The sequence below is a fragment of the Thermococcus aegaeus genome, from assembly GCF_055393685.1.
Genome location: NZ_AP042464.1, coordinates 1,403,503 through 1,420,608, shown reverse-complemented (window position 1 = coordinate 1,420,608; position 17,106 = coordinate 1,403,503). Strand labels below are relative to the sequence as shown.

24 protein-coding genes are annotated in these 17,106 nt (G+C 46.9%); 13 read left to right on the top strand and 11 right to left on the bottom strand.

Annotated elements, in window-relative coordinates:
- Nucleotides 1-3: 3 nt before the first annotated feature.
- From ACZ5NL_RS07655 to ACZ5NL_RS07645, 3 genes are read left to right on the top strand one after another with little or no spacing between them, the layout of a single operon-like run.
- Nucleotides 4-963, top strand: coding sequence for an ATP-binding cassette domain-containing protein (locus ACZ5NL_RS07655; RefSeq protein WP_052315901.1), 960 nt, complete (start codon nucleotides 4-6; stop codon nucleotides 961-963).
- On the top strand, nucleotides 956-1,747 hold the full coding sequence (locus ACZ5NL_RS07650; protein ID WP_042699668.1) for an ABC-2 family transporter protein: 792 nt from the start codon (nucleotides 956-958) through the stop codon (nucleotides 1,745-1,747). Before ACZ5NL_RS07655 ends, ACZ5NL_RS07650 begins: the two co-directional genes overlap by 8 nt.
- A gap of 4 nt (nucleotides 1,748-1,751) precedes the next feature.
- Complete coding sequence (locus tag ACZ5NL_RS07645; protein WP_042699671.1) at nucleotides 1,752-2,540, top strand: ABC-2 family transporter protein; 789 nt, start codon at nucleotides 1,752-1,754, stop codon at nucleotides 2,538-2,540.
- Nucleotides 2,541-2,907: 367 nt separating this feature from the next.
- Here the strand turns inward: ACZ5NL_RS07645 and ACZ5NL_RS07640 are convergent, their stop codons facing one another.
- Nucleotides 2,908-3,384 carry a hypothetical protein gene (locus tag ACZ5NL_RS07640; protein ID WP_464841716.1) on the bottom strand — a complete coding sequence of 159 codons (477 nt, stop codon included), beginning with the start codon at nucleotides 3,382-3,384 and terminating at the stop codon, nucleotides 2,908-2,910.
- A gap of 288 nt (nucleotides 3,385-3,672) precedes the next feature.
- Here ACZ5NL_RS07640 and ACZ5NL_RS07635 point away from each other — a divergent pair, with 288 nt between their 5' ends.
- Together ACZ5NL_RS07635 and ACZ5NL_RS07630 are read left to right on the top strand one after the other, a co-directional pair.
- On the top strand, nucleotides 3,673-4,560 hold the full coding sequence (locus ACZ5NL_RS07635; RefSeq protein WP_225807268.1) for an ABC transporter ATP-binding protein: 888 nt from the start codon (nucleotides 3,673-3,675) through the stop codon (nucleotides 4,558-4,560).
- Nucleotides 4,553-5,260, top strand: coding sequence for a multidrug transporter (locus ACZ5NL_RS07630; RefSeq protein ID WP_087037029.1), 708 nt, complete (start codon nucleotides 4,553-4,555; stop codon nucleotides 5,258-5,260). The genes ACZ5NL_RS07635 and ACZ5NL_RS07630 overlap by 8 nt, the downstream gene beginning before the upstream one ends.
- A 3-nt stretch (nucleotides 5,261-5,263) precedes the next feature.
- Here the strand turns inward: ACZ5NL_RS07630 and merA are convergent, their stop codons facing one another.
- The 6 genes from merA to ACZ5NL_RS07600 all read right to left on the bottom strand — a co-directional run bounded on the left by merA (nucleotide 5,264) and on the right by ACZ5NL_RS07600 (nucleotide 9,532).
- A complete protein-coding gene (merA, locus tag ACZ5NL_RS07625; RefSeq protein ID WP_464841715.1) occupies nucleotides 5,264-6,694 on the bottom strand; it encodes a mercury(II) reductase in 1,431 nt (476 codons plus the stop codon).
- Nucleotides 6,695-6,901 carry a heavy-metal-associated domain-containing protein gene (locus ACZ5NL_RS07620; RefSeq protein WP_058947162.1) on the bottom strand — a complete coding sequence of 69 codons (207 nt, stop codon included), beginning with the start codon at nucleotides 6,899-6,901 and terminating at the stop codon, nucleotides 6,695-6,697.
- 96 nt (nucleotides 6,902-6,997) lie between these two features.
- The gene (locus ACZ5NL_RS07615) at nucleotides 6,998-7,372 is read right to left on the bottom strand and encodes a DUF302 domain-containing protein (protein WP_087037022.1); all 375 of its coding nucleotides are present in this window, start codon (nucleotides 7,370-7,372) and stop codon (nucleotides 6,998-7,000) included.
- Between the two features lie 2 nt (nucleotides 7,373-7,374).
- The gene (locus tag ACZ5NL_RS07610; RefSeq protein ID WP_464843395.1) at nucleotides 7,375-7,767 is read right to left on the bottom strand and encodes a CoA-binding protein; all 393 of its coding nucleotides are present in this window, start codon (nucleotides 7,765-7,767) and stop codon (nucleotides 7,375-7,377) included.
- Between the two features lie 70 nt (nucleotides 7,768-7,837).
- Nucleotides 7,838-8,692, bottom strand: coding sequence for an FTR1 family iron permease (locus ACZ5NL_RS07605; protein WP_464841714.1), 855 nt, complete (start codon nucleotides 8,690-8,692; stop codon nucleotides 7,838-7,840).
- A gap of 270 nt (nucleotides 8,693-8,962) precedes the next feature.
- Complete coding sequence (locus ACZ5NL_RS07600; RefSeq protein ID WP_464841713.1) at nucleotides 8,963-9,532, bottom strand: peroxiredoxin; 570 nt, start codon at nucleotides 9,530-9,532, stop codon at nucleotides 8,963-8,965.
- A gap of 140 nt (nucleotides 9,533-9,672) precedes the next feature.
- Between ACZ5NL_RS07600 and ACZ5NL_RS07595 the strand changes: the two genes are divergently transcribed.
- Nucleotides 9,673-10,239, top strand: coding sequence for an NADPH-dependent FMN reductase (locus ACZ5NL_RS07595; protein WP_464841712.1), 567 nt, complete (start codon nucleotides 9,673-9,675; stop codon nucleotides 10,237-10,239).
- 2 nt (nucleotides 10,240-10,241) lie between these two features.
- Here ACZ5NL_RS07595 and ACZ5NL_RS07590 read toward each other — a convergent pair whose 3' ends face one another.
- Nucleotides 10,242-10,823, bottom strand: a complete 582-nt coding sequence (locus tag ACZ5NL_RS07590; protein ID WP_464841711.1) for a hypothetical protein — start codon at nucleotides 10,821-10,823, stop codon at nucleotides 10,242-10,244.
- Complete coding sequence (locus tag ACZ5NL_RS07585; RefSeq protein WP_464841710.1) at nucleotides 10,820-11,365, bottom strand: class I SAM-dependent methyltransferase; 546 nt, start codon at nucleotides 11,363-11,365, stop codon at nucleotides 10,820-10,822. Before ACZ5NL_RS07585 ends, ACZ5NL_RS07590 begins: the two co-directional genes overlap by 4 nt.
- On the opposite strand from ACZ5NL_RS07585, the gene ACZ5NL_RS07580 reads away from it, so the two are divergent.
- Nucleotides 11,351-11,629, top strand: coding sequence for a hypothetical protein (locus tag ACZ5NL_RS07580; RefSeq protein WP_464841709.1), 279 nt, complete (start codon nucleotides 11,351-11,353; stop codon nucleotides 11,627-11,629). The genes ACZ5NL_RS07585 and ACZ5NL_RS07580 overlap by 15 nt on opposite strands.
- 3 nt (nucleotides 11,630-11,632) lie before the next feature.
- Here ACZ5NL_RS07580 and ACZ5NL_RS07575 read toward each other — a convergent pair whose 3' ends face one another.
- Complete coding sequence (locus ACZ5NL_RS07575) at nucleotides 11,633-12,184, bottom strand: Lrp/AsnC family transcriptional regulator (protein ID WP_464841707.1); 552 nt, start codon at nucleotides 12,182-12,184, stop codon at nucleotides 11,633-11,635.
- Nucleotides 12,185-12,275: 91 nt separating this feature from the next.
- Between ACZ5NL_RS07575 and ACZ5NL_RS07570 the strand changes: the two genes are divergently transcribed.
- From ACZ5NL_RS07570 to ACZ5NL_RS07545, 6 genes are all read left to right on the top strand, one after another.
- Nucleotides 12,276-12,473 (top strand): YgaP family membrane protein, encoded by a 198-nt coding sequence (locus tag ACZ5NL_RS07570; protein ID WP_464841705.1) that lies wholly within the window; start codon nucleotides 12,276-12,278, stop codon nucleotides 12,471-12,473.
- 9 nt (nucleotides 12,474-12,482) lie between these two features.
- Nucleotides 12,483-13,136 (top strand): cytochrome b5 domain-containing protein, encoded by a 654-nt coding sequence (locus ACZ5NL_RS07565; RefSeq protein WP_464841703.1) that lies wholly within the window; start codon nucleotides 12,483-12,485, stop codon nucleotides 13,134-13,136.
- Nucleotides 13,137-13,228: 92 nt separating this feature from the next.
- On the top strand, nucleotides 13,229-13,984 hold the full coding sequence (gene heR, locus ACZ5NL_RS07560) for a heliorhodopsin HeR (RefSeq protein ID WP_464841702.1): 756 nt from the start codon (nucleotides 13,229-13,231) through the stop codon (nucleotides 13,982-13,984).
- Between the two features lie 207 nt (nucleotides 13,985-14,191).
- Complete coding sequence (locus ACZ5NL_RS07555; protein WP_464841701.1) at nucleotides 14,192-15,157, top strand: Rieske 2Fe-2S domain-containing protein; 966 nt, start codon at nucleotides 14,192-14,194, stop codon at nucleotides 15,155-15,157.
- A 1-nt stretch (nucleotide 15,158) separates the two neighbouring features.
- Nucleotides 15,159-15,851, top strand: coding sequence for a hypothetical protein (locus ACZ5NL_RS07550; protein ID WP_464841700.1), 693 nt, complete (start codon nucleotides 15,159-15,161; stop codon nucleotides 15,849-15,851).
- 52 nt (nucleotides 15,852-15,903) lie between these two features.
- Nucleotides 15,904-16,290, top strand: a complete 387-nt coding sequence (locus tag ACZ5NL_RS07545) for a pyrimidine dimer DNA glycosylase/endonuclease V (protein WP_464841699.1) — start codon at nucleotides 15,904-15,906, stop codon at nucleotides 16,288-16,290.
- On the opposite strand, the gene ACZ5NL_RS07540 is transcribed toward ACZ5NL_RS07545, so the two are convergent.
- Nucleotides 16,287-17,072, bottom strand: coding sequence for an SDR family oxidoreductase (locus ACZ5NL_RS07540; protein ID WP_464841698.1), 786 nt, complete (start codon nucleotides 17,070-17,072; stop codon nucleotides 16,287-16,289). The two genes, ACZ5NL_RS07545 and ACZ5NL_RS07540, sit on opposite strands and share 4 nt — an antisense overlap.
- Nucleotides 17,073-17,106: the final 34 nt, after the last annotated feature.

The following is a 17,106-nucleotide window of genomic DNA, read 5'->3' as shown; positions in this document are numbered from 1 at the left end:
AAAATGTCCGAGATAATAATCAAAATAGAAAATCTTGACCTCATTTACAAGCGTGGCCAAGAGCGCATCAAAGCGTTAGATTCAATTAACTTGACTATCAGCAAAGGTGAAAAAGTTGGCATACTGGGTCCCAACGGGGCGGGGAAGTCATCACTAATAAAAATTTTGGCGGGAATTATTAGGCCTACATCTGGAAATGTAATTTGTTTAGGTTTGAACCCCTTTAAAGACCGTCGTAAATATCTGGAAAAAATTGGAGTTGTTTTTGGGCATAAAGGTTTTTTAATCCCAGATGTACCTGTTATAATGTCTCTTGAACTCGCAGCTGCAGTATATGGTGTGCCTAAAGAAGAATTTAACAAAAAACTCAAAGAATTGACTGAAATTTTAGGAATTGAACGAAGTCTTCTAAAGCGCCCTCCTCGCTTGATGTCCCTTGGTCAAAGAATAAAATTTGAACTAATTTCTTCTCTCCTTCACGAACCCGAACTTCTTATTCTCGATGAAGCCCTAATCGGAATTGATGTTGTGTCAAGACATATTATAAAAAACTATTTGACAAAAATAAACAAGGAACTTGAGACCACAATTTTAATTTCATCCCATATTTTATCTGACGTGGAAGATTTTTGTGATCGAGTCATAATACTGAACAGTGGCAAGTTAGTACTTGACACGAGCATAGAACAGCTGAAAAAGCGGCTTGGACAATTAAAGCAAATTGAAATGCACGTAATTTCCGAAGCTTATGCACCTTACGTAGCGGAGATGCTCAAGAAGGTCTCTTCTGATGTTACAGTGGACGGGACATTTGTAAAGTGCAGATTGCCATCTGAAAAAGTCAATGAAATTTTAACACTCATGTTAATGCCCAACAATCACAAATTGAACATTATAGAGGACATTATCATTAAAGAACCTTCTTTGGAAGACATCATTAAGAAGGTGTCTAACTATGAATAGGCTGTCTTGTGTAATCAACGTCCTCTTAAAATCTGCAGTGGAAAGGGTTAGGCTGTATAAAACCGACTTAGCTCTCTATTTAGTAGCATGGTGTGGATTTACCGCTCTGTTAATGACCTTCTGGACTTCGGTGTTAGCCAATTTTGAGATTGTGACCTTTACACGTGGAGAAGTGCTTGCATTTATAGGGATGTACTATATTGCATGGGGCATCGTTTCTTTTTTCTGGGGTGTACGGGATCTTCATGTTTACATTGTAGATGGCACAATTGACGTTTACCTGACCAAGCCCATAAATCCTGTGTTTTTAGTAATCTTAACAAAAAGCCATGCTGGAGTAGTTTTGGAAATTCTTACTGGAGTGATTCTACTCCTAATATCAATTCCACTATTGCCCAACCCAATAACTACTAAAAACATTTTTTTAAGCATTATTTTCCTCTCAGGAGGCGTAGCTCTTTATGCTTTAATCTACGGGGCTTTGAGTATGTTGGCCTTCTTCGTAGGTAGGATGGAGCACACTATTGAGCTAATTGACTACGCCTATGAATACACGTATTATCCGCTAAATTTTCTACCTAAGGGTCTGAGAAGCATTCTTACTTGGGCATTACCCTTGGCATTCTTAGTCACACTCCCTACTCTCAGTTTACTTGGGAAACTATCGACTAAGAAGCTCATAATATCAATCATCGGGGAGGGTATTCTACTCATCGTGTGGTTTGGGATTTTTGTGGCTGTTTTCAAAAAGGGCTTAGAGAAATACACATCTGCAGGAGGATGAGTGTATGAAGCTCGCAGTGGTGAAAACTCTTGTACAGGTTCATTTTGAGAAGCTCAAGACGTATAGGCGGGATTTTTTAATAGGGTTTGTTTCTGCTCCCATACAATTTCTCTTTCTTGTAGCTTTTTGGAGCTATGTCTATAGAACCTTCTCTCAAAAAACAGATATACCTACACTTAACGTAACGATTGCTTATTATGCTCTTCTCCTTATCTATGATAATGCAATCTCAGCATTAAATATCTCTGGAAAGCTCTCTAGAGATATATTTACGGGCAGAATTGATGTACTTCTCTCTAAGCCAATTTCTCCCCTGCTTAATTATGCCATTGAAGGTTATGTAAGATACCTTGTTTTTATACCGGTCTACCTCATTGTTTACTTTCCTATTGCGATAAAACTTGGTTTAAAATTTGACACTGAACATATTCTGGTAGCTTTCTTAGTTTTGTTGGCCTCCTCTACTATCAAGTTTTTAATAAGCTCTCTACTCGGCTTAGCTTCTGTATGGACTGGTAAAATAGTAGGTATAACAAGAATATATCAATTTGTTGAGTTAATACTCTCTGGAGGATTTGTTCCCTTATACCTTTATCCTGAGCCACTAAAAAGTATTGCAACATTCCTTCCTTTTTATTACCTCGCATACGTGCCAGTAGTGATTTGGATAGCTCCTGAGCTTGTTGCTCCTTCAACTTTTGTACTGTTGACTGTGTGGATTGTAGTATTGCTCTTCTTGGTGCATGTTATAACTCATCGTGCTTTATCCTCATATCAGTCTTCGTATGGATGATTTTTGGTATTTCGCATTGGCTCATCCACCTATTGTGACTGAAAGGTTTTAGAGTTTTCTTCCTGAGGGCTTATCATGGCAAGTGCCCCCAAACTCCTATATATCATGAGATTCTAATTCTTTTGGTGTTGTTTGGGTGAGAATAGCTGAATGGATGTGTAAGCGCCAATGCTTACTAAAGAAACCAACACTCCCAACCTGACTACGTTATTAAGGAAGAATAACCTGTCAATCACATTAAAAATTAACCCCGGGAGGATTAATGTTAAGATGGTTGAAATTAAGGCTGAGTAGTAAGAGTTAAACTCTTTCTTAAACCCCCAGAAGACGATTAACAAAAAACTAAAGGATATGAAGTAATCAACCATCATAATATCGCCGTCCAATAAGTCCATGTTATCTTAATGTCAATCCGAGTATTAACTCTCCCAGCATAAGTTATTGTGACATGCCCCGAACGGTCATCCGGATTTAAAGAAAAGTAGTCCCAGTCAAAATAAGATTTGTCAAATGCATCATATGCTTGAATTTTTATGGAATGAAATGTCATAGGAAGTGGTAGAGGTACATCAGAAATTTCGACGGGAATAGTTTTGGGACCATCCCACTCAAGATATAATGGGCATGCATACTCTGAGCAGTGTATAAGATCAAGCTTGGCATAAGCATAGAATTTGCCATCCTCAGCCGTTCCAGAGGCTGTGTAAATGTGTCCGGCATCACCTACTTGAAGGTGCAAGGTTATGGTGATGTCTTTGAAATATACTACCTGTTCTGGGCTTATTTCCTTTTGGTTAGTAGGTTCTGCTACTGTCATTTGGGCAGTCCCCACCAAACCTAACACTAACAACCCCAACAGTAAACCTAAGAGTTTTCTCCTCATTGAGGAGTCTCCTTACGAAGTTCTTGTGTTATAGTATAATGTTTTCAAATATTATAAATTTTTCGCTCCAAGTTTTAAATACTGTCATGATAAGCAGTTAAGGTTAAGTTTTTGGCAGTAGAAAAAGAAAGGAAAGAGAAGAACTAAAACCATATACTAGGTGGTTTCAGCATTAACTAGCTGCAGTGTTCTCGTACGTGAAAATATTAAAAAATCTTTTTTTACTAATAACATTGGGGAGAAGTGTTAATGGCTAATTACGCAATAAAGGCTCACCGCTTAACTAAACGCTATGACTCAACATTAGCACTCGACTCTTTAAGCTTTAGCGTAGGGCAAAATAGGATAATTGGACTAATAGGACCAAATGGGGCTGGAAAGACGACTTTAATAAAAATTTTAACTACTCAGCTCAAGCCTACATCAGGGAAAGCCTACGTTCTGGGCCATGAAGTGGGAAAGGGGAGCACTGAAATAAGGAAGAGAATTTCCCTTCTACCTCAGGAGGTCAAAGCCCACTTCTACACCCTCACGCCTTTTGAGTATATCTACCACTACCTTAGAATGCGCGGGCTGAAGAGGCAAGAGGCAAAAGAAAAAGCCCGTGAAGCTATAAGAGAATTCAACATAAGCTATGCCGACAAGCCAATGGTAGAGCTCTCGGGCGGGATGGTTAGAAAAGCGCTGGTTGCTATGGTCCTTTCCTTCGACGCTGAGCTGTACTTCTTGGACGAGCCTACAGTCGGCTTAGACCCCTCGGCGAGGTTCGAACTCTGGCAGATTTTAAGAGAGAAAACCAAAAGTTCAACGATTTTTCTGACCAGTCATTATATAGATGAGGTCTCAAAGGTCTGCGACGAGGTAATTCTGCTTGACAAGCGGATACTGCTCCAGGGGGAGCCCGAGGATATCGTAAAGCACTACTTGCCGCGCTTTAGGAAGAAAGTTGTGCTGTTTGAGTACGCGGACGTAGGAGAATATGCTGTCAAAAAAGCAGGGAAATACACTTTTGTTTATCCGGAAAGCGAAAGCGAGCTTGAAGAACTCACAGAATCGCTCATCTCCAGAGGAGTGCCCTTCAAAATTGAAGAACTTACAATTGAAGACCTGTTCCTGCTGGGGTGGTCTGATGATTAGCGTAATCGAGTACTACGCCAAGGCCCTCACGAAGAGCAGGGCTTCCCTTATAAGCTTCGCCGTTAGACCGCTCTCCTTCATATTCCTCCTGACCGTCGTGAGCGGTGGAAAGCTTTTCCCGACGGCACTCATTGGTGGAATGATCAGCTTTGTTGCCGGCGTCGGGATAGCCGACCTAGCCATAGAGATAGCGGGAATGAAAACGCGCTCAAAGTTTTATGATATACTCTCAACCCTTCCGGTGCATCCGCTGAAGCTCGGCCTTGGAATTTCAGTAGGGATGAGCATTCCCGCGTTGCCTTACTTGGTCATTCTCATCGTTACTTTAACCTACGTGAGGGGACTTTCTCTCCTGAGAATAGCCCAAATAATTCTTCTCTTAGCGTTTTTATGGCTTTGGAGTGTTTTCGTTGGACTCTACATAAGTGTGAAGCTCAAGGAGCCGATAGTTATAATGAGAGTTTCGAACATCACTCTAACAGCTTTAACGGTCTTCGCCCCAGTTTACTATCCCATTGAAGTTCTTCCAAACTTTGCCCACAAAATTATTCTCTTTTTACCGACGACAAGCTGTGCATACCTAATTCGCTCACTTTATGAGCCATTAAGTGAGTGGAAAATCGCTTTAACGAGCTTAACACTGTGGACTTTGCTTTTCGGAGTTTTGGCCTTTAGGGATGGGATTTTCAAAGAAGAGTGAACACTAGAGGGCACAGCACGGCATTTTTGAGATGTCCCCTTTGAAGGAGAGCGCCGCCAGCTTTATCGCCTCGCTCATCGTTGGGAAGACGTGAAGCGTGTCTATAACCTTATCCACGGTCATTCTGTTTCTAATTACCATAGCCGCCTCGTGGATCATCTCAGCAGCGTTGTAAGCTAAGATGTGAACTCCAAGGATCTCCTTCGTTTTTGCATCAACGACCATTTTTATCAGGCCCTTTTCTTCACCCAGGATCAATGCCTTTGGGACGTTCGAGATCTCTACCGTTCTGCATGAGCATCTTGTAATCCTTTGAGCTTCTCCATCAGTCAGACCAACGCTGGCAAGCTGTGGATCCGTGAAAACAACCCTCGGCACTACTCTGTAATTCATCTCAACACTTTTGTTTTCTTCCAGGGCGTTTGTTGCAGCGGTAAAGCCCTCCTTGGCGGCGACAGTTTCCAGCATTGGTTCACCTATCACGTCTCCGGCGGCGTAGATGTTTTCACCGGCCTTTAGGGTTTTATCCACGATCACAAAGCCCTTTCCGTCGGTTTTAACGTCCGTGTTTTCAAGACCAAGACCTACAGTGTTAGGCTCCCTTCCAGTTGCAAAGAAAACGTACTCCCCTTCAAACGTCTTTTCCTTTTCCATAACTTCCGCATGAACCCTGACACCATTTTCCGTCCTCTCAAAGCGTTTTATCCTCACGGAGGTGTTTACATCAATGTCCTCCTCCCTTAAGATGCCCTCAAGCTCTATTGCCAGTTCAGGCTCAACTGTGGGCATTATCCTTATGCTTCTCTGCAGAAGAGTTACCTCGCTCCCGGCCCTCGCAAAGATCTGGGCGAATTCTAAGGCTTGGGCTCTCCCACCGATGATTACAACTGAGTCGGGAGCCTTTTCAAGTTCAAGTGCCTCAATATGGGTCAGAATTCTGTTCTTAACGTCTTCAACACCGTCTATAGTTAAAATTCTTGGCTTTGCACCCGTTGCTATGAGAGCTTTCTTAAATTTAATCTCTCTACCATCTACTACAATTCTATGATTCGACTTAAACCTTGCTAAACCGTTGATATAGTCAACGTTCTCTAGACTCTCCAGAACTTTCTCATACTTCTCTCTCCTTAGCTTTTTTACGAGTTCATCCTTTCCGTCCAGCAGTTTTCTAAAGTCAAACTCCTTAAGGGTGAAGCCTAAGCCGGAGTAATGATTCACTAACGCCCTTTTCTTAAGCTCCAGGGAGGTTAGGAGATACTTAGTAGGAACACAGCCAACGTTTACACACGTCCCTCCAAGTGAACCATGGTTAACCATGAGCGTCTTCACACCAAGTTCATCGGCTTTTAAAGCCGCAGCGAAGCCTGCTGCTCCGCCTCCAATAATAACAAAATCGTATTCGTTCATCATGTTACATGCCGGATCAATGGGCATTTACTCCACCTCAACTTCGTAGCCGTATCGCTCTATTGCCCTTACAATGTCTTCAAGCCTTGTCTTTTCAGGATCGAACTCAACAACGGCAGTCTTCTTCTCAAGGCTGACCTCTCCCTTAGCTCCAACACTCTCAATTGCCTTGCTTATCCTCATAACGCAGTGCTGGCAGCTCATATTAGGTATTTTCAATATAGCTTTCATCATTTTGCCATCACCAGAATTACCTTAGAATAGAACATTTATTGCCCTTATCTTTTTCAAAGTGGGAAAAAGTAATCAAAAAAGTTTTAAAAATTGAAATTATAGGGACTCGATAATTTTGATAACCCTTTCCTCCATGGGCTTCATGAGCTTAACCACTTCCTCCCCCGCTATCTTCCATGCCACACTGGGCAAAGTAACGCCGAGGTAGTTTCCGTCCTCTCTGCGGTAGCCAAAGCCCGTGCAGGGGAGCAAAGCTCCTATGTTTGGGTCTATCTTCACAAGCTCTGCCACGAGTTCTTTGTCACATATGAATAGGAGATGATAGTCCGCGACAATGCCGTCCTCCCTCTCGACGATAGCCACAGGTATTCGCTCCCCTATGAGGAGAAAGCCCTCCTCCTCAAGCCTCTTCTTGAAGCGCTCCCATAGGAAGTCAAGGTCTTCCTCGAACTTTCTCACATAATAGAACACTCTCACACCTCCAGGAACATCTTCTTGTCGCTCGTCTCGACCATTATGCACTTTTCAAAACTGTATTCCACCCCTACTTTCTCTAAAAATTCCCTTATCTCCTCACTCTCGGCTCCAGGCTGGAACCAGAGTTTTTTGAAGCCTGCTTCAACAGCCTCCTTCGCCACCTGCAAACCTACTTTAGGTGGAACTACAAAGACTATGACATCTACATCCCTTGGAAGCTCTTTGATGCTTTTGTAGCACTTCACGCCTTCAATCTCATCGTAATTCGGATTCACTGGAAGGACTTCAAAGCCTTTGCTGAGGAGATCCTTCAATATTATATTCCCATACTTAGCGGGGTTTTTGCTTGCTCCAACGAGAGCTATCTTCTTGAATTCTTTCACATTCATTTTCCTCACCAAGCTTGAATTACGGTTCACCCTTTTTATACGTTTTTGGACAAAAATGGATAAAAGAGGATCATCCAGTGCTTTTTAATCTGGAATTCCTTGGAGCTAAGGAAGGTTCTTTGCCATATGCCCTTAAGACAAGATAGAGAGCCACTATAAGGTAGCCGAACTGGAGTATCACCCTTCCCCACTCCATCTTCACTGAGTAGCCGAAGAGAACCGCGAAGATTGAGCCAATCGCTCCCTTGTGGTGGAACACGCTCTCCTCGGGAATGCCGAGGTTGTAGGCTGTCTCCTCAATAAAGCCGAGGTGCATGCCCTCCTCTTCCGCCCACTCAATGAGCTCGTGGGTTCCGTAGCCGGCTAATCCAGCGGCAACAAACACGAGCAGTATAGAACTGTAGTAAAAGAACGTTCTGAGGTTTATTCTCATTCCTACCCCATAGATTAGGTATGCCAAAACCAAAGCGCTGATAACACCACCTATAAGCCCCGCTAAAGTTCCTCCCAAGTCCTGGGTGGCGAAAGGCGTAAGGAATAGCACCGTCTCAAGACCCTCCCTGAAAACCACTATGAAGGTGAATCCTATTAAAGCGAAGGGGTTTATGGCCTTGCTTACCTTGCTTTCTATTTCGGCTTTGATGTTCCTTCCTTTGGTGGCCATCCAGTAGATCATGCTCGTTAGCACTATAACAGCCAAGTAAGAGGCAACTCCTTCAAAGAGCTCCTTCTCCTCAAGGCCTCCATAGAGTGCAAGGATTGCAGCTCCTAAAACTACGCTGGCAAGTGCCGATAATCCAACTCCAGTCCATACGTCTTTGATTTGTCTCTCCCTACCAGTACGTTTAAGATAGGCAATTATGATAGCAACAATTATCGCAGCCTCCAATACCTCCCTAAATGTGATTAGGAACTGCCCTATCATTTTTTCACCCCCAATTTTAGACCAACCTAAAATAATTTTGTTGGCTTATTATTTTTACCCTTTCAGAATTGAAATTTCGAAATAGCAAAAGTTAAATGCACCCATCCACAAGAGAATTACCATTTTTATAAACCAGTTTACTTTTAATATCGAACTATAACTTTATGACATCCGACATAATTCAACAACTTTGAGAAGCATGGCTTAATGGGCTTAGCAATGTGAAAAATTTCCAGAATACTATTTAACAAAAAATAATAGAATAAGGAGTCAGATCTTTCCAACTAGGTCGAGGCTAACTTTTAAAGTCTCTTTGCCTGGCTCCCAGCTCGCTGGGCAAACTTCTCCCGGGTGTTCTCTTACATACTTCGAAGCTTTAAGTCTTCTAAGTATCTCCTTGGCACTTCTCCCTATGCTGTTGTCGTGAATGTCCATGCTGACAACTTTTCCATCCGGATCTATTATGAAAGTGGCCCTCCACGAGACCCCTTCGTCTTCTATGTAAGTTCCAAAAAGCCTGCATATCTTCCCTGAAGGATCAGCTAGCATTGGATAGCGCACCTTTTTGATTGCAGGGGAATGATCGTGCCAAGCTTTGTGAACATAAGCTGTATCAGTAGATACGCTAATTATTTCAGCACCTTCCTTCTTGAACTCCTCGTAATACTCAGCGAGCTCTTCAAGCTCCGTTGGGCAAACAAATGTAAAGTCCGCTGGATAAAAGGCTAGAACAACCCATTTGCCTCTGTAGTCCGAAATCTTGAGCTTTCCTATTTCGTCTTTCTCCGGGAAGTAGGCATCGGCCTCAAAATCGGGAACCACTTCTCCAACCCTCACCATTTGGTTCACCTCACGATTAATTAGGGTTGCCTAATTTAAAAAGGTTGTCCTAACAAAGTGTGAAGTTTTGAACTTCGAAGCTTTTCACTTCGAAAGGATAAACTTAAAGCCCCAAAGCAGAAACTCCACACGGTGGTAGCATGAAGCTCAAAGTTATTCTCGGAACGGCAAGGGAGGGGAGGAAGAGCGAAAAGGTCGCAAGGTACATCTTGAAGAAAGCGGGAGAACTCGGCTGGAAGGCAGAGCTGATAGACGTAAAGGACTATCTCCTATGCTACACCCACCGCTGGAACGTAACGCCCGAGATGGAGAGGTATAGGTTAAAAATCCTTGAGGCCGATGCCCTTGTAATAGTTGCACCCGAGTACAACGGGAGCTATCCGGGTGAGCTGAAGATTCTCCTCGACACGATTTATGACGAGTATGAGGCTTTGCCGGTTGGAATCGTCACCGTATCATCAGTTACTGGTGGAGTGAGGCTTCTTCAAGAGCTTAGATTAGCGGCGGTAAATTACAAAATGCTCCCCATCGGACAGGTTCTGTTTTACAATGTCGATGACCTCTTTGAAGGTGAAGAACTTAAGGACGAGAAATACAGGGAGAGAGTCGATAGAGTCCTCAAGACGCTTGAAAAATATGCAAAGGCGCTAAGGCCAATAAGAGAGGAAGTGAGAAAGAAGCTGGCGAGAGACGAAACTCATCTCTGACCTCAGTCGCCCACCGTGGCGAGGTGGATTCCCAGCAGCAGGAGGAAAACGGCCACGAGGGCGATATGGATAACTCTCCACCGCCTCAGGAGCTTCACTAAGTGCTTCAAAGCCCCGCTTTCCTTCTTCCGCGCGGCCTTCTCAATCTTTATGTGGACGTACCTCCCGTAGAAGCCGCTGATGTTCAGCAGAACTAAAACAATGGCCATTCCAAGTCCAGTCTTGCCGCCGAGGGTGGAGTAGTCGGTGCATGTCGCGAAGTGAGCTAATGCCAGCAACGTTCCCACCACGGTGAAGGCGTGGTGTATTGTCATCGGATAAACCGGGCCGAAGAAGGTAACGTATGGCCTCTCCGGCCTGACGACTATCCCCGGCTCCCCCTTCCTGTGCTCTATGAAGAGCCTCCTCTTCGTGAGCGCATAGTAGGCAGTGCCGGCGAAGATCAATGCCACCCCAAAGGCGGCCAAACCGCCGAGTTCCGCCTCGCCTTCGCCTTCACCGCCGTTCTCGTCCGCGAGCACAAAGCCAGGAAGGACGATGAGGGTTAGGAGTACCCCCGCCAGAACCTTCTTGGCAACTTTCATTTTTCTCCGCCTCTGCCCTTCATTCCAAGCAGGAAGTAATGGTACGGGTAGACATCGAACCGCTCAACCCTCGCGAAGCAGCGCCTCAGCATTTCAATCGCCTCCTCTTCAGCTATCCTTTCTTCAATTGGAGGCCCCCTGGGCGTTGGGATTCTTTTCCAGTCTATGACGATAACGTAATCGTAAAGCCCGGAAGCACGCCTTAGGAAACTTTCAGGCCCTTCAAGCTCGTGGAGGACGTTGGAGAGGAATAGAAGATTACCCCGAATCTCTGGGAGCTCCGATGAGTGAATTGGAACAACGTTCATTATCTTCTCTTCTTCAAGGCGCTTTTTCAAGTAGTCCAGTCTCTCTTCCCGCTTTTCCACAGCGTAAACCTTCTTAAAAAGCCTTGCCAGGGGAATCGTGAAGTAGCCGGTGCCGGCTCCAAAGTCTGTGGCAACCTCTCGATGTGGGATCCTTGATTTTATGACTTCGATGACCGGTCCAATGGGCTGGGTTTTCCTTCTCAATTCGCCGTGAAGGTGATGCACTCCAATCACCTTAAGGTAGTACCTTCCAAAGCGATTAAAGGTTTTTCCATATACCTCCTGTTTGAACCAGTTAGCTGTTGTCGAACTGGCCTCCTCCCCGCCCTGAAGGGCAAGGCTTTCAGAAGAAAAAAAGTAAAGTCCCCAATAGCGTCTAAGAGACTGGCAGAGATGGGAGACTTTGAGACTCCGCTTAAGGAGTACGTGAGGCTCGAGTACGTGGGCAAGATAATAGCCGGCTACCTTGAGAGGGGATACATTCCAATGACGTTCTGATGCTCAGAGGTCTCCTCTGAAGTAGATCGTTGCAGGACAGCCGCTGCACTTCTTTCCGTAGAGGTAGCAATCGGTGCAGACCTTCCCGCAGGGGGCTACCTTCCTAACGGGGTTTAGCTTGAAGTCCACGAACTCAGGATATGCCGGTGAAGAGCCGAGGGAGACGTCCATGTCCTTAACAGCCTCAAGCGGGCGTATCGTGTTCTCTATCGTGGCCTCAAGGGCCGAATGGTTTTCTGCTATGATGGCGAGGTTGAGGTTGTATTTCCCCGTCGTGGTGGCAACGAAAACCGTCCGGGGGCACCTTGCAAACACGTCCGCGAGCTTTTCCGCCTCGTCCATGCTCCTCACTCGAAGATTAACGACTGCAGAGACGAAGTTCCTCTTCTTTATGTTGAGCAGGGCCTGGACCCTCAGGTCACCGCGCTTCCCCAGCCGCTCAAGCCTCTCCCTCGCGGAGGGGTGGCTTATGCCGAGCTCCCTGGCTATTTCGCTTACCTTCGCCCTCCCGTTTTTCCTCAGCATGCGGTATATCTCCAGGTCGCGCTCGTCCATGGGACCACCTTCATTTTGAAGGTCTTTACCTAAAATTTCTTGGGAAATGAATATAAGCCTTTTGAATTCATAAAAAATTGAGGTGATGCAGATGGAGAGGAACGAGGGAACCCTCGATAGGGCCATTAGAGTGGTTCTTGGTTTGATCCTGCTCGGCCTCTGGGCGGCGGACAAGGTGCCCTACAGGACTCTGGTACTGATAGTCGGACTCATAGCGTTGATAACCGGACTTACGGGGTTCTGTGCAATTTATAAGCTCCTTAGCATAAGTACCTGCAAAGAGTGCTGAGGTGAAACCGTGAACCGCGCAACCAAGGCAATGATAATCTCGGGCGAGCTGCTCATATTAGTTAGTCTCGCCCTGATGGTAACTGGCCTATCCATGAACAGCCCATCGTCAAGCCTCGGAGGCCTCATCAGCTACGGGACGGCAAAAAGAGTCCACACGCTCGCGGCGTACCTCTTCATACCCCTGTTCTACGTCCACGCCACCTCGGGCCTGCTCATTGCCCTAAACCTCGTCAAGGCGTTCAGAAGCGAGAGGGCACGGAAGATAACCCTTGGAATCTGGACCGCAGTGGTGGCGGGAGTAGTACTGGTGTCACTGATTCCACAGGGCTCTCCAACGTTCCCCGGCTCGGTGAGTGCCTCCAATGCCACGACCCCCGAAGGGCTGACCCTCGAAGAGGTGGCAAAACACAGCACGGAAAGCGACTGCTGGATTGTGATAGGGAACGACGTCTACAACGTTACCTCCCTCATAGACACCCACAGCGGCGGCAGGGAGGCTATAATTAAGTACTGCGGAACCAACGCCACCGATGTCTTCTTCTCAAAGCACGACCAGAGGGCTTACGAGGTTCTACAGAGCTACTACATCGGCACCATTGGAAACACCACAGGGAAAGCATCGGGTTCGAATACCGCCATAGAGGAGGGCGAAGAAGACTGAGCTTTAGTTCTCCCTGTTTCTGTCCAGGATTTCAGGTTTGCTTTTTTCAATATCGAAAGACATAAAAGCTCCATAGCGTATTATTTTAAAGGATGATGTACATGGATGAAAAGTTTAACTCCCTAAAACGTCTCAACCTCATAGCCGGGGTATTCCACCTCATACAGGGCATCCTGATACTCGTGCTTGCCAACGATTTTACCGTTACCATAACACGGAACTACCTGAAGTTCGACGAAACCACGAGGAGCCTCATAACAGTCACGGAAAACCTCTTTGATGTTAGACTTGCCTACCTGATAGCTGTTTTCCCGTTCCTGACGGCTCTGTTCCATCTGGCAGTTTCAACGGTGCTTTTTGACTCCTACAGGGAGAACCTTTCAAAGGGCATCAACCCGTACCGCTGGGCCGAGTATTCAATTACCTCGTCCATAATGGTGGTCATCATAGCTCTCCTGGTCGGCATCTCGGACTTTGGGACGCTCCTGCTGATATTTGGAATAAACGCGGCCATGATATTCTTCGGGTACCTCATGGAGCTCCTGAACCAGTACACGGAGAAGGTGAAGTGGAGCCCCTTCATCTTCGGTTCCTTTGCAGGACTTATACCCTGGGTAGTGATCTTCATGGTAATACTCCGCTCCAGCCCGCCCGACTTCGTCATATGGATATTCGTCAGCATAGCGGTGTTCTTCAACCTCTTCCCCCTCAACATGATACTGCAGTACAAGAGGGTAGGAAAGTGGGCGGACTACCTCTACGGCGAGAAGGTTTACATCCTCCTGAGCCTCACCTCGAAGACCCTCCTTGTGTGGCAGGTCTTTGCCGGCACGCTCCAGCCCTCATGATATTTACCTCTGGTGAACCCTTATGGAAGAGGAGAAGGTTATACGGAACCCTGTCCCCTGGGAAGGCTGTTTTTAAAGTCGGCCAGTGGGCCTACAGCCCTGCGGGGGTGCCCACATCAATAATGACAGGCAGGCTTGCTGTAAAGAAAGCCCTCGGGGTTTGAGCGGGATTTCAGGGGGTAGATACATCCGCAGGAGGTGTCTTCAATGTGGTTTGCAGTTCTTTCATCGGACGAGGTGAGGAGAAAACCCGTTGGAGTCAGGCGACTCGGGAGAGACCTGGTGTTCTGGAGGGACAGTTCGGGAAAAGTCCACGCCCTGGAAGACTTCTGCGTGCACCGGAGGGCCAGGCTCTCAGTGGGGAGGGTTATAAAAGACAGAATCCAGTGCCCCTTTCACGGGTTTGAGTACGACGGCAATGGTAGGGTGAGGCTTATACCGGCCCTCGGGAAGAACTACAAAGTTCCTGATAGGTTCAGGGTTAATTCGTACCCGGTTTATGAAAAAAATAACATAATATGGCTCTGGTTCGGAGAAGGAGAGCCGGAGAAGGAGCCAAAGTTCTTCGATGATATAGATGAGGGCTTCGCCTACGCGGAGTTCAGAGAGCTCTGGAACGTCCCGTTCCCGAGGGCGGTTGAGAACCAGCTCGACGTCATGCACCTACCTTTCGTCCACAGAACCACCATAGGGCGGGGAAACAGGACCCTGGTCCACGGCCCCGTCGTCAAGTGGATAGACGAAGACAGTTTCATTTTTTACGTGTTCAACGAGGTCGATAGGGGGCAGAGGGTCAAAAAACCCGAGGAACTCAGCGGGGAGGAGTCGAGGGTTTACCTTGAGTTCATCTTTCCCAACCTCTGGCAGAACCACATAGGTGAAGGTATGAGGGTGGTGGCCTTTTTTGTTCCCGTGGACAGGCAGAAAACCATGATATACCTCCGCTTTTACGTGAAAATGACGGGATTGAAACCCGTTGATTCCATCATAGCCCGTTTAAGTATGCCCTTAAACAGGATAATCTTCCACCAGGATAAGAGAGTTGTGGAGACCCAGGAGGGGGACATAAGGAAAGATGTCCTCGTCCAGGGTGACCTGCCCATAATGGAGTTCCGCAAAAGGCTTTATAAGGAAAAGAAACTGATTGATTTCCTTTTTGGTGGGGGTCAGTGAGATGTCCGGAGTGAAAACCTACGACCCGACTTCATGGAAGCCAAAGCGCCTTGACCTCCTGCTTTCAGCTGTAATAGCCTTCTCTCTCCCTGCTGTGGCGGGATGGCTCTATGATCTGAGCGGGGCCCTCATACCCATGGTCATATACTATTCCCTCGCCTGGGGCCTTGTGAAGCTGAGGAGAGGGGTTATAGGCTATGGAACACCCCTCCCGGAAAAGCCTCCCAGGTGGTTCTATGTGAACGTCCTTGTAATACTCACGGCCCTATTCTTTGCCTACCAGGCACGGATTAGAGTTGAGGAAGCTGACCGGTTTGGTGTTCTCCTTACGGCACTTTTGTGGGCTCCGGTGAATGCTTCGACCGAACAGATACTCTGGCTCTACCTGTTTGATTCCTGGGACCTGTACCCTGAAAAACCCAGGCTCAGATATCGCATCGCGGGTCTGGTGTTCTTCGCCACCTTCGTGGGGCTAATACACACGATGTTCTGGACAAAGTTCCTCTATGTAGCGAGCCCCGAGGGCCTCTTTGGGGTGGCCTTTGTGCTGATGACGACCATTTCAGGGTTCATCCACATAGTGGTATGGCGTCAGTCCGGAAACATGGTTTTCACGTTCATACCACACCTCCTTCTGAACCTCGGCCCGCTCTTCTGGACGGGCTATAGCATAGTACCATACCTGTGGAGGTGAGAACCTGCGTCTCTGGTCGCTCCACCCAAAATACCTTGACGCCAAAGGGCTCGTGGCACTCTGGAGGGAAGGTTTACTGGCTAAAAAAGTGCTCGAGGGAAAGACCAGGGGATACAGAAACCACCCGCAGCTTGAACGTTTTAAAAACCATTCAGAGCCGTTAAAGGCCATAAACGCCTACCTCTTTGAAGTATGGAGGGAAGCGGAAAGGAGGGGCTACCGCTTTGACATCAGGAAGATAGAGGTAGTGGAGCTCAAGGAAAAGGTCCCGGTCACGAAGGGCCAGCTGGAGTACGAGTTCAACCACCTCCTCAAGAAGCTACAGAAAAGGGACTTAAAGCGCTATGAAATCCTGAAAAGAGAAAAGAACATCGAGGCAAACCCGGTGTTTGTGGTGGTTGAAGGCGGCGTAGAGACCTGGGAAAGGGTTGGGCACTAATCCACGTATATCATTTTTACCGTCATCCCGCCGTCCACCACAAAGTTCACTCCCGTTATGAAGCCCGCTTTCTCGTTGTCCGCGAGGAAGGCGCACATGTGAGCTATGTCCATGGGGTCACCGACCCTTCCGGCCGGGTGCTGCTCGTGGTCAATGGGCCTCAAATTTGGCTCCCTCCTTAACTTGGATTTCTTCCACCGTGAGGTCTCTATCCACCCGGGGCTGATTGCGACGACCCTTATCCTGTAGGGGGCAAGGCTTATGGCGAGGGCGTGGGTTAGGGCTAGGAGGCCTCCCTTCGAGGCCGAATAGGGCTCAGTGTTCGGTTCCGACATCAGGGCCCGCGTGCTTGCGATGTTGATGATAACTCCCCCTCCGCGCTTCTTCATCTCTTCAGCAGCATAGCGGGAGCATATGTAGGGCCCGGTGAGGTTCACCCTTATGGTTCTCTCCCACTCCTCAAGGGAGCGCTCGAAAATGCTCTTTCCATCGGGCTGTATGGCGGCGTTGTTCACGAGGATATCAACTCCCCCGTAAAGCTCCACGGTTTTCCTCACCATCTCCCTCACTGAGGCTTCATCCCCTACATCTGTTTTTATGAAGGTTACCTCAAGGCCCCTTTCTCTAAGCATCTGCTCTCTTTCAATTCCGGCCTCCTCGTCTATCTCCGCTATAACAACCTTCGCGCCGTTTTCGGCAAAGAGCTGGGCAATGGCCGCTCCAATCCCCTGGCCCCCGCCGGTTACTATGGCGACCTTATCCTTAAGGTTGTAGCACTTCATTTTCCCACCTCCAGCTTTTCGGGCTTTGTTTTGC

Excerpts from the sequence above, each read along its gene's own strand:
- ACZ5NL_RS07655 (WP_052315901.1), top strand. The coding sequence starts at position 4 with ATGTCCGAGATAATAATCAAAATAGAAAATCTTGACCTCATTTACAAG.
- ACZ5NL_RS07650 (WP_042699668.1), top strand. The coding sequence starts at position 956 with ATGAATAGGCTGTCTTGTGTAATCAACGTCCTCTTAAAATCTGCAGTG.
- ACZ5NL_RS07645 (WP_042699671.1), top strand. The coding sequence starts at position 1,752 with ATGAAGCTCGCAGTGGTGAAAACTCTTGTACAGGTTCATTTTGAGAAG.
- ACZ5NL_RS07635 (WP_225807268.1), top strand. The coding sequence starts at position 3,673 with ATGGCTAATTACGCAATAAAGGCTCACCGCTTAACTAAACGCTATGAC.
- ACZ5NL_RS07630 (WP_087037029.1), top strand. The coding sequence starts at position 4,553 with ATGATTAGCGTAATCGAGTACTACGCCAAGGCCCTCACGAAGAGCAGG.
- merA (WP_464841715.1), bottom strand. The coding sequence starts at position 6,694 with ATGCCCATTGATCCGGCATGTAACATGATGAACGAATACGATTTTGTT.
- ACZ5NL_RS07620 (WP_058947162.1), bottom strand. The coding sequence starts at position 6,901 with ATGATGAAAGCTATATTGAAAATACCTAATATGAGCTGCCAGCACTGC.
- ACZ5NL_RS07610 (WP_464843395.1), bottom strand. The coding sequence starts at position 7,767 with ATGAATGTGAAAGAATTCAAGAAGATAGCTCTCGTTGGAGCAAGCAAA.
- ACZ5NL_RS07605 (WP_464841714.1), bottom strand. The coding sequence starts at position 8,692 with ATGATAGGGCAGTTCCTAATCACATTTAGGGAGGTATTGGAGGCTGCG.
- ACZ5NL_RS07600 (WP_464841713.1), bottom strand. The coding sequence starts at position 9,532 with ATGGTGAGGGTTGGAGAAGTGGTTCCCGATTTTGAGGCCGATGCCTAC.
- ACZ5NL_RS07595 (WP_464841712.1), top strand. The coding sequence starts at position 9,673 with ATGAAGCTCAAAGTTATTCTCGGAACGGCAAGGGAGGGGAGGAAGAGC.
- ACZ5NL_RS07590 (WP_464841711.1), bottom strand. The coding sequence starts at position 10,823 with ATGAAAGTTGCCAAGAAGGTTCTGGCGGGGGTACTCCTAACCCTCATC.
- ACZ5NL_RS07580 (WP_464841709.1), top strand. The coding sequence starts at position 11,351 with ATGCACTCCAATCACCTTAAGGTAGTACCTTCCAAAGCGATTAAAGGT.
- ACZ5NL_RS07575 (WP_464841707.1), bottom strand. The coding sequence starts at position 12,184 with ATGGACGAGCGCGACCTGGAGATATACCGCATGCTGAGGAAAAACGGG.
- ACZ5NL_RS07570 (WP_464841705.1), top strand. The coding sequence starts at position 12,276 with ATGGAGAGGAACGAGGGAACCCTCGATAGGGCCATTAGAGTGGTTCTT.
- heR (WP_464841702.1), top strand. The coding sequence starts at position 13,229 with ATGATGTACATGGATGAAAAGTTTAACTCCCTAAAACGTCTCAACCTC.
- ACZ5NL_RS07555 (WP_464841701.1), top strand. The coding sequence starts at position 14,192 with ATGTGGTTTGCAGTTCTTTCATCGGACGAGGTGAGGAGAAAACCCGTT.
- ACZ5NL_RS07550 (WP_464841700.1), top strand. The coding sequence starts at position 15,159 with ATGTCCGGAGTGAAAACCTACGACCCGACTTCATGGAAGCCAAAGCGC.
- ACZ5NL_RS07540 (WP_464841698.1), bottom strand. The coding sequence starts at position 17,072 with ATGAAGTGCTACAACCTTAAGGATAAGGTCGCCATAGTAACCGGCGGG.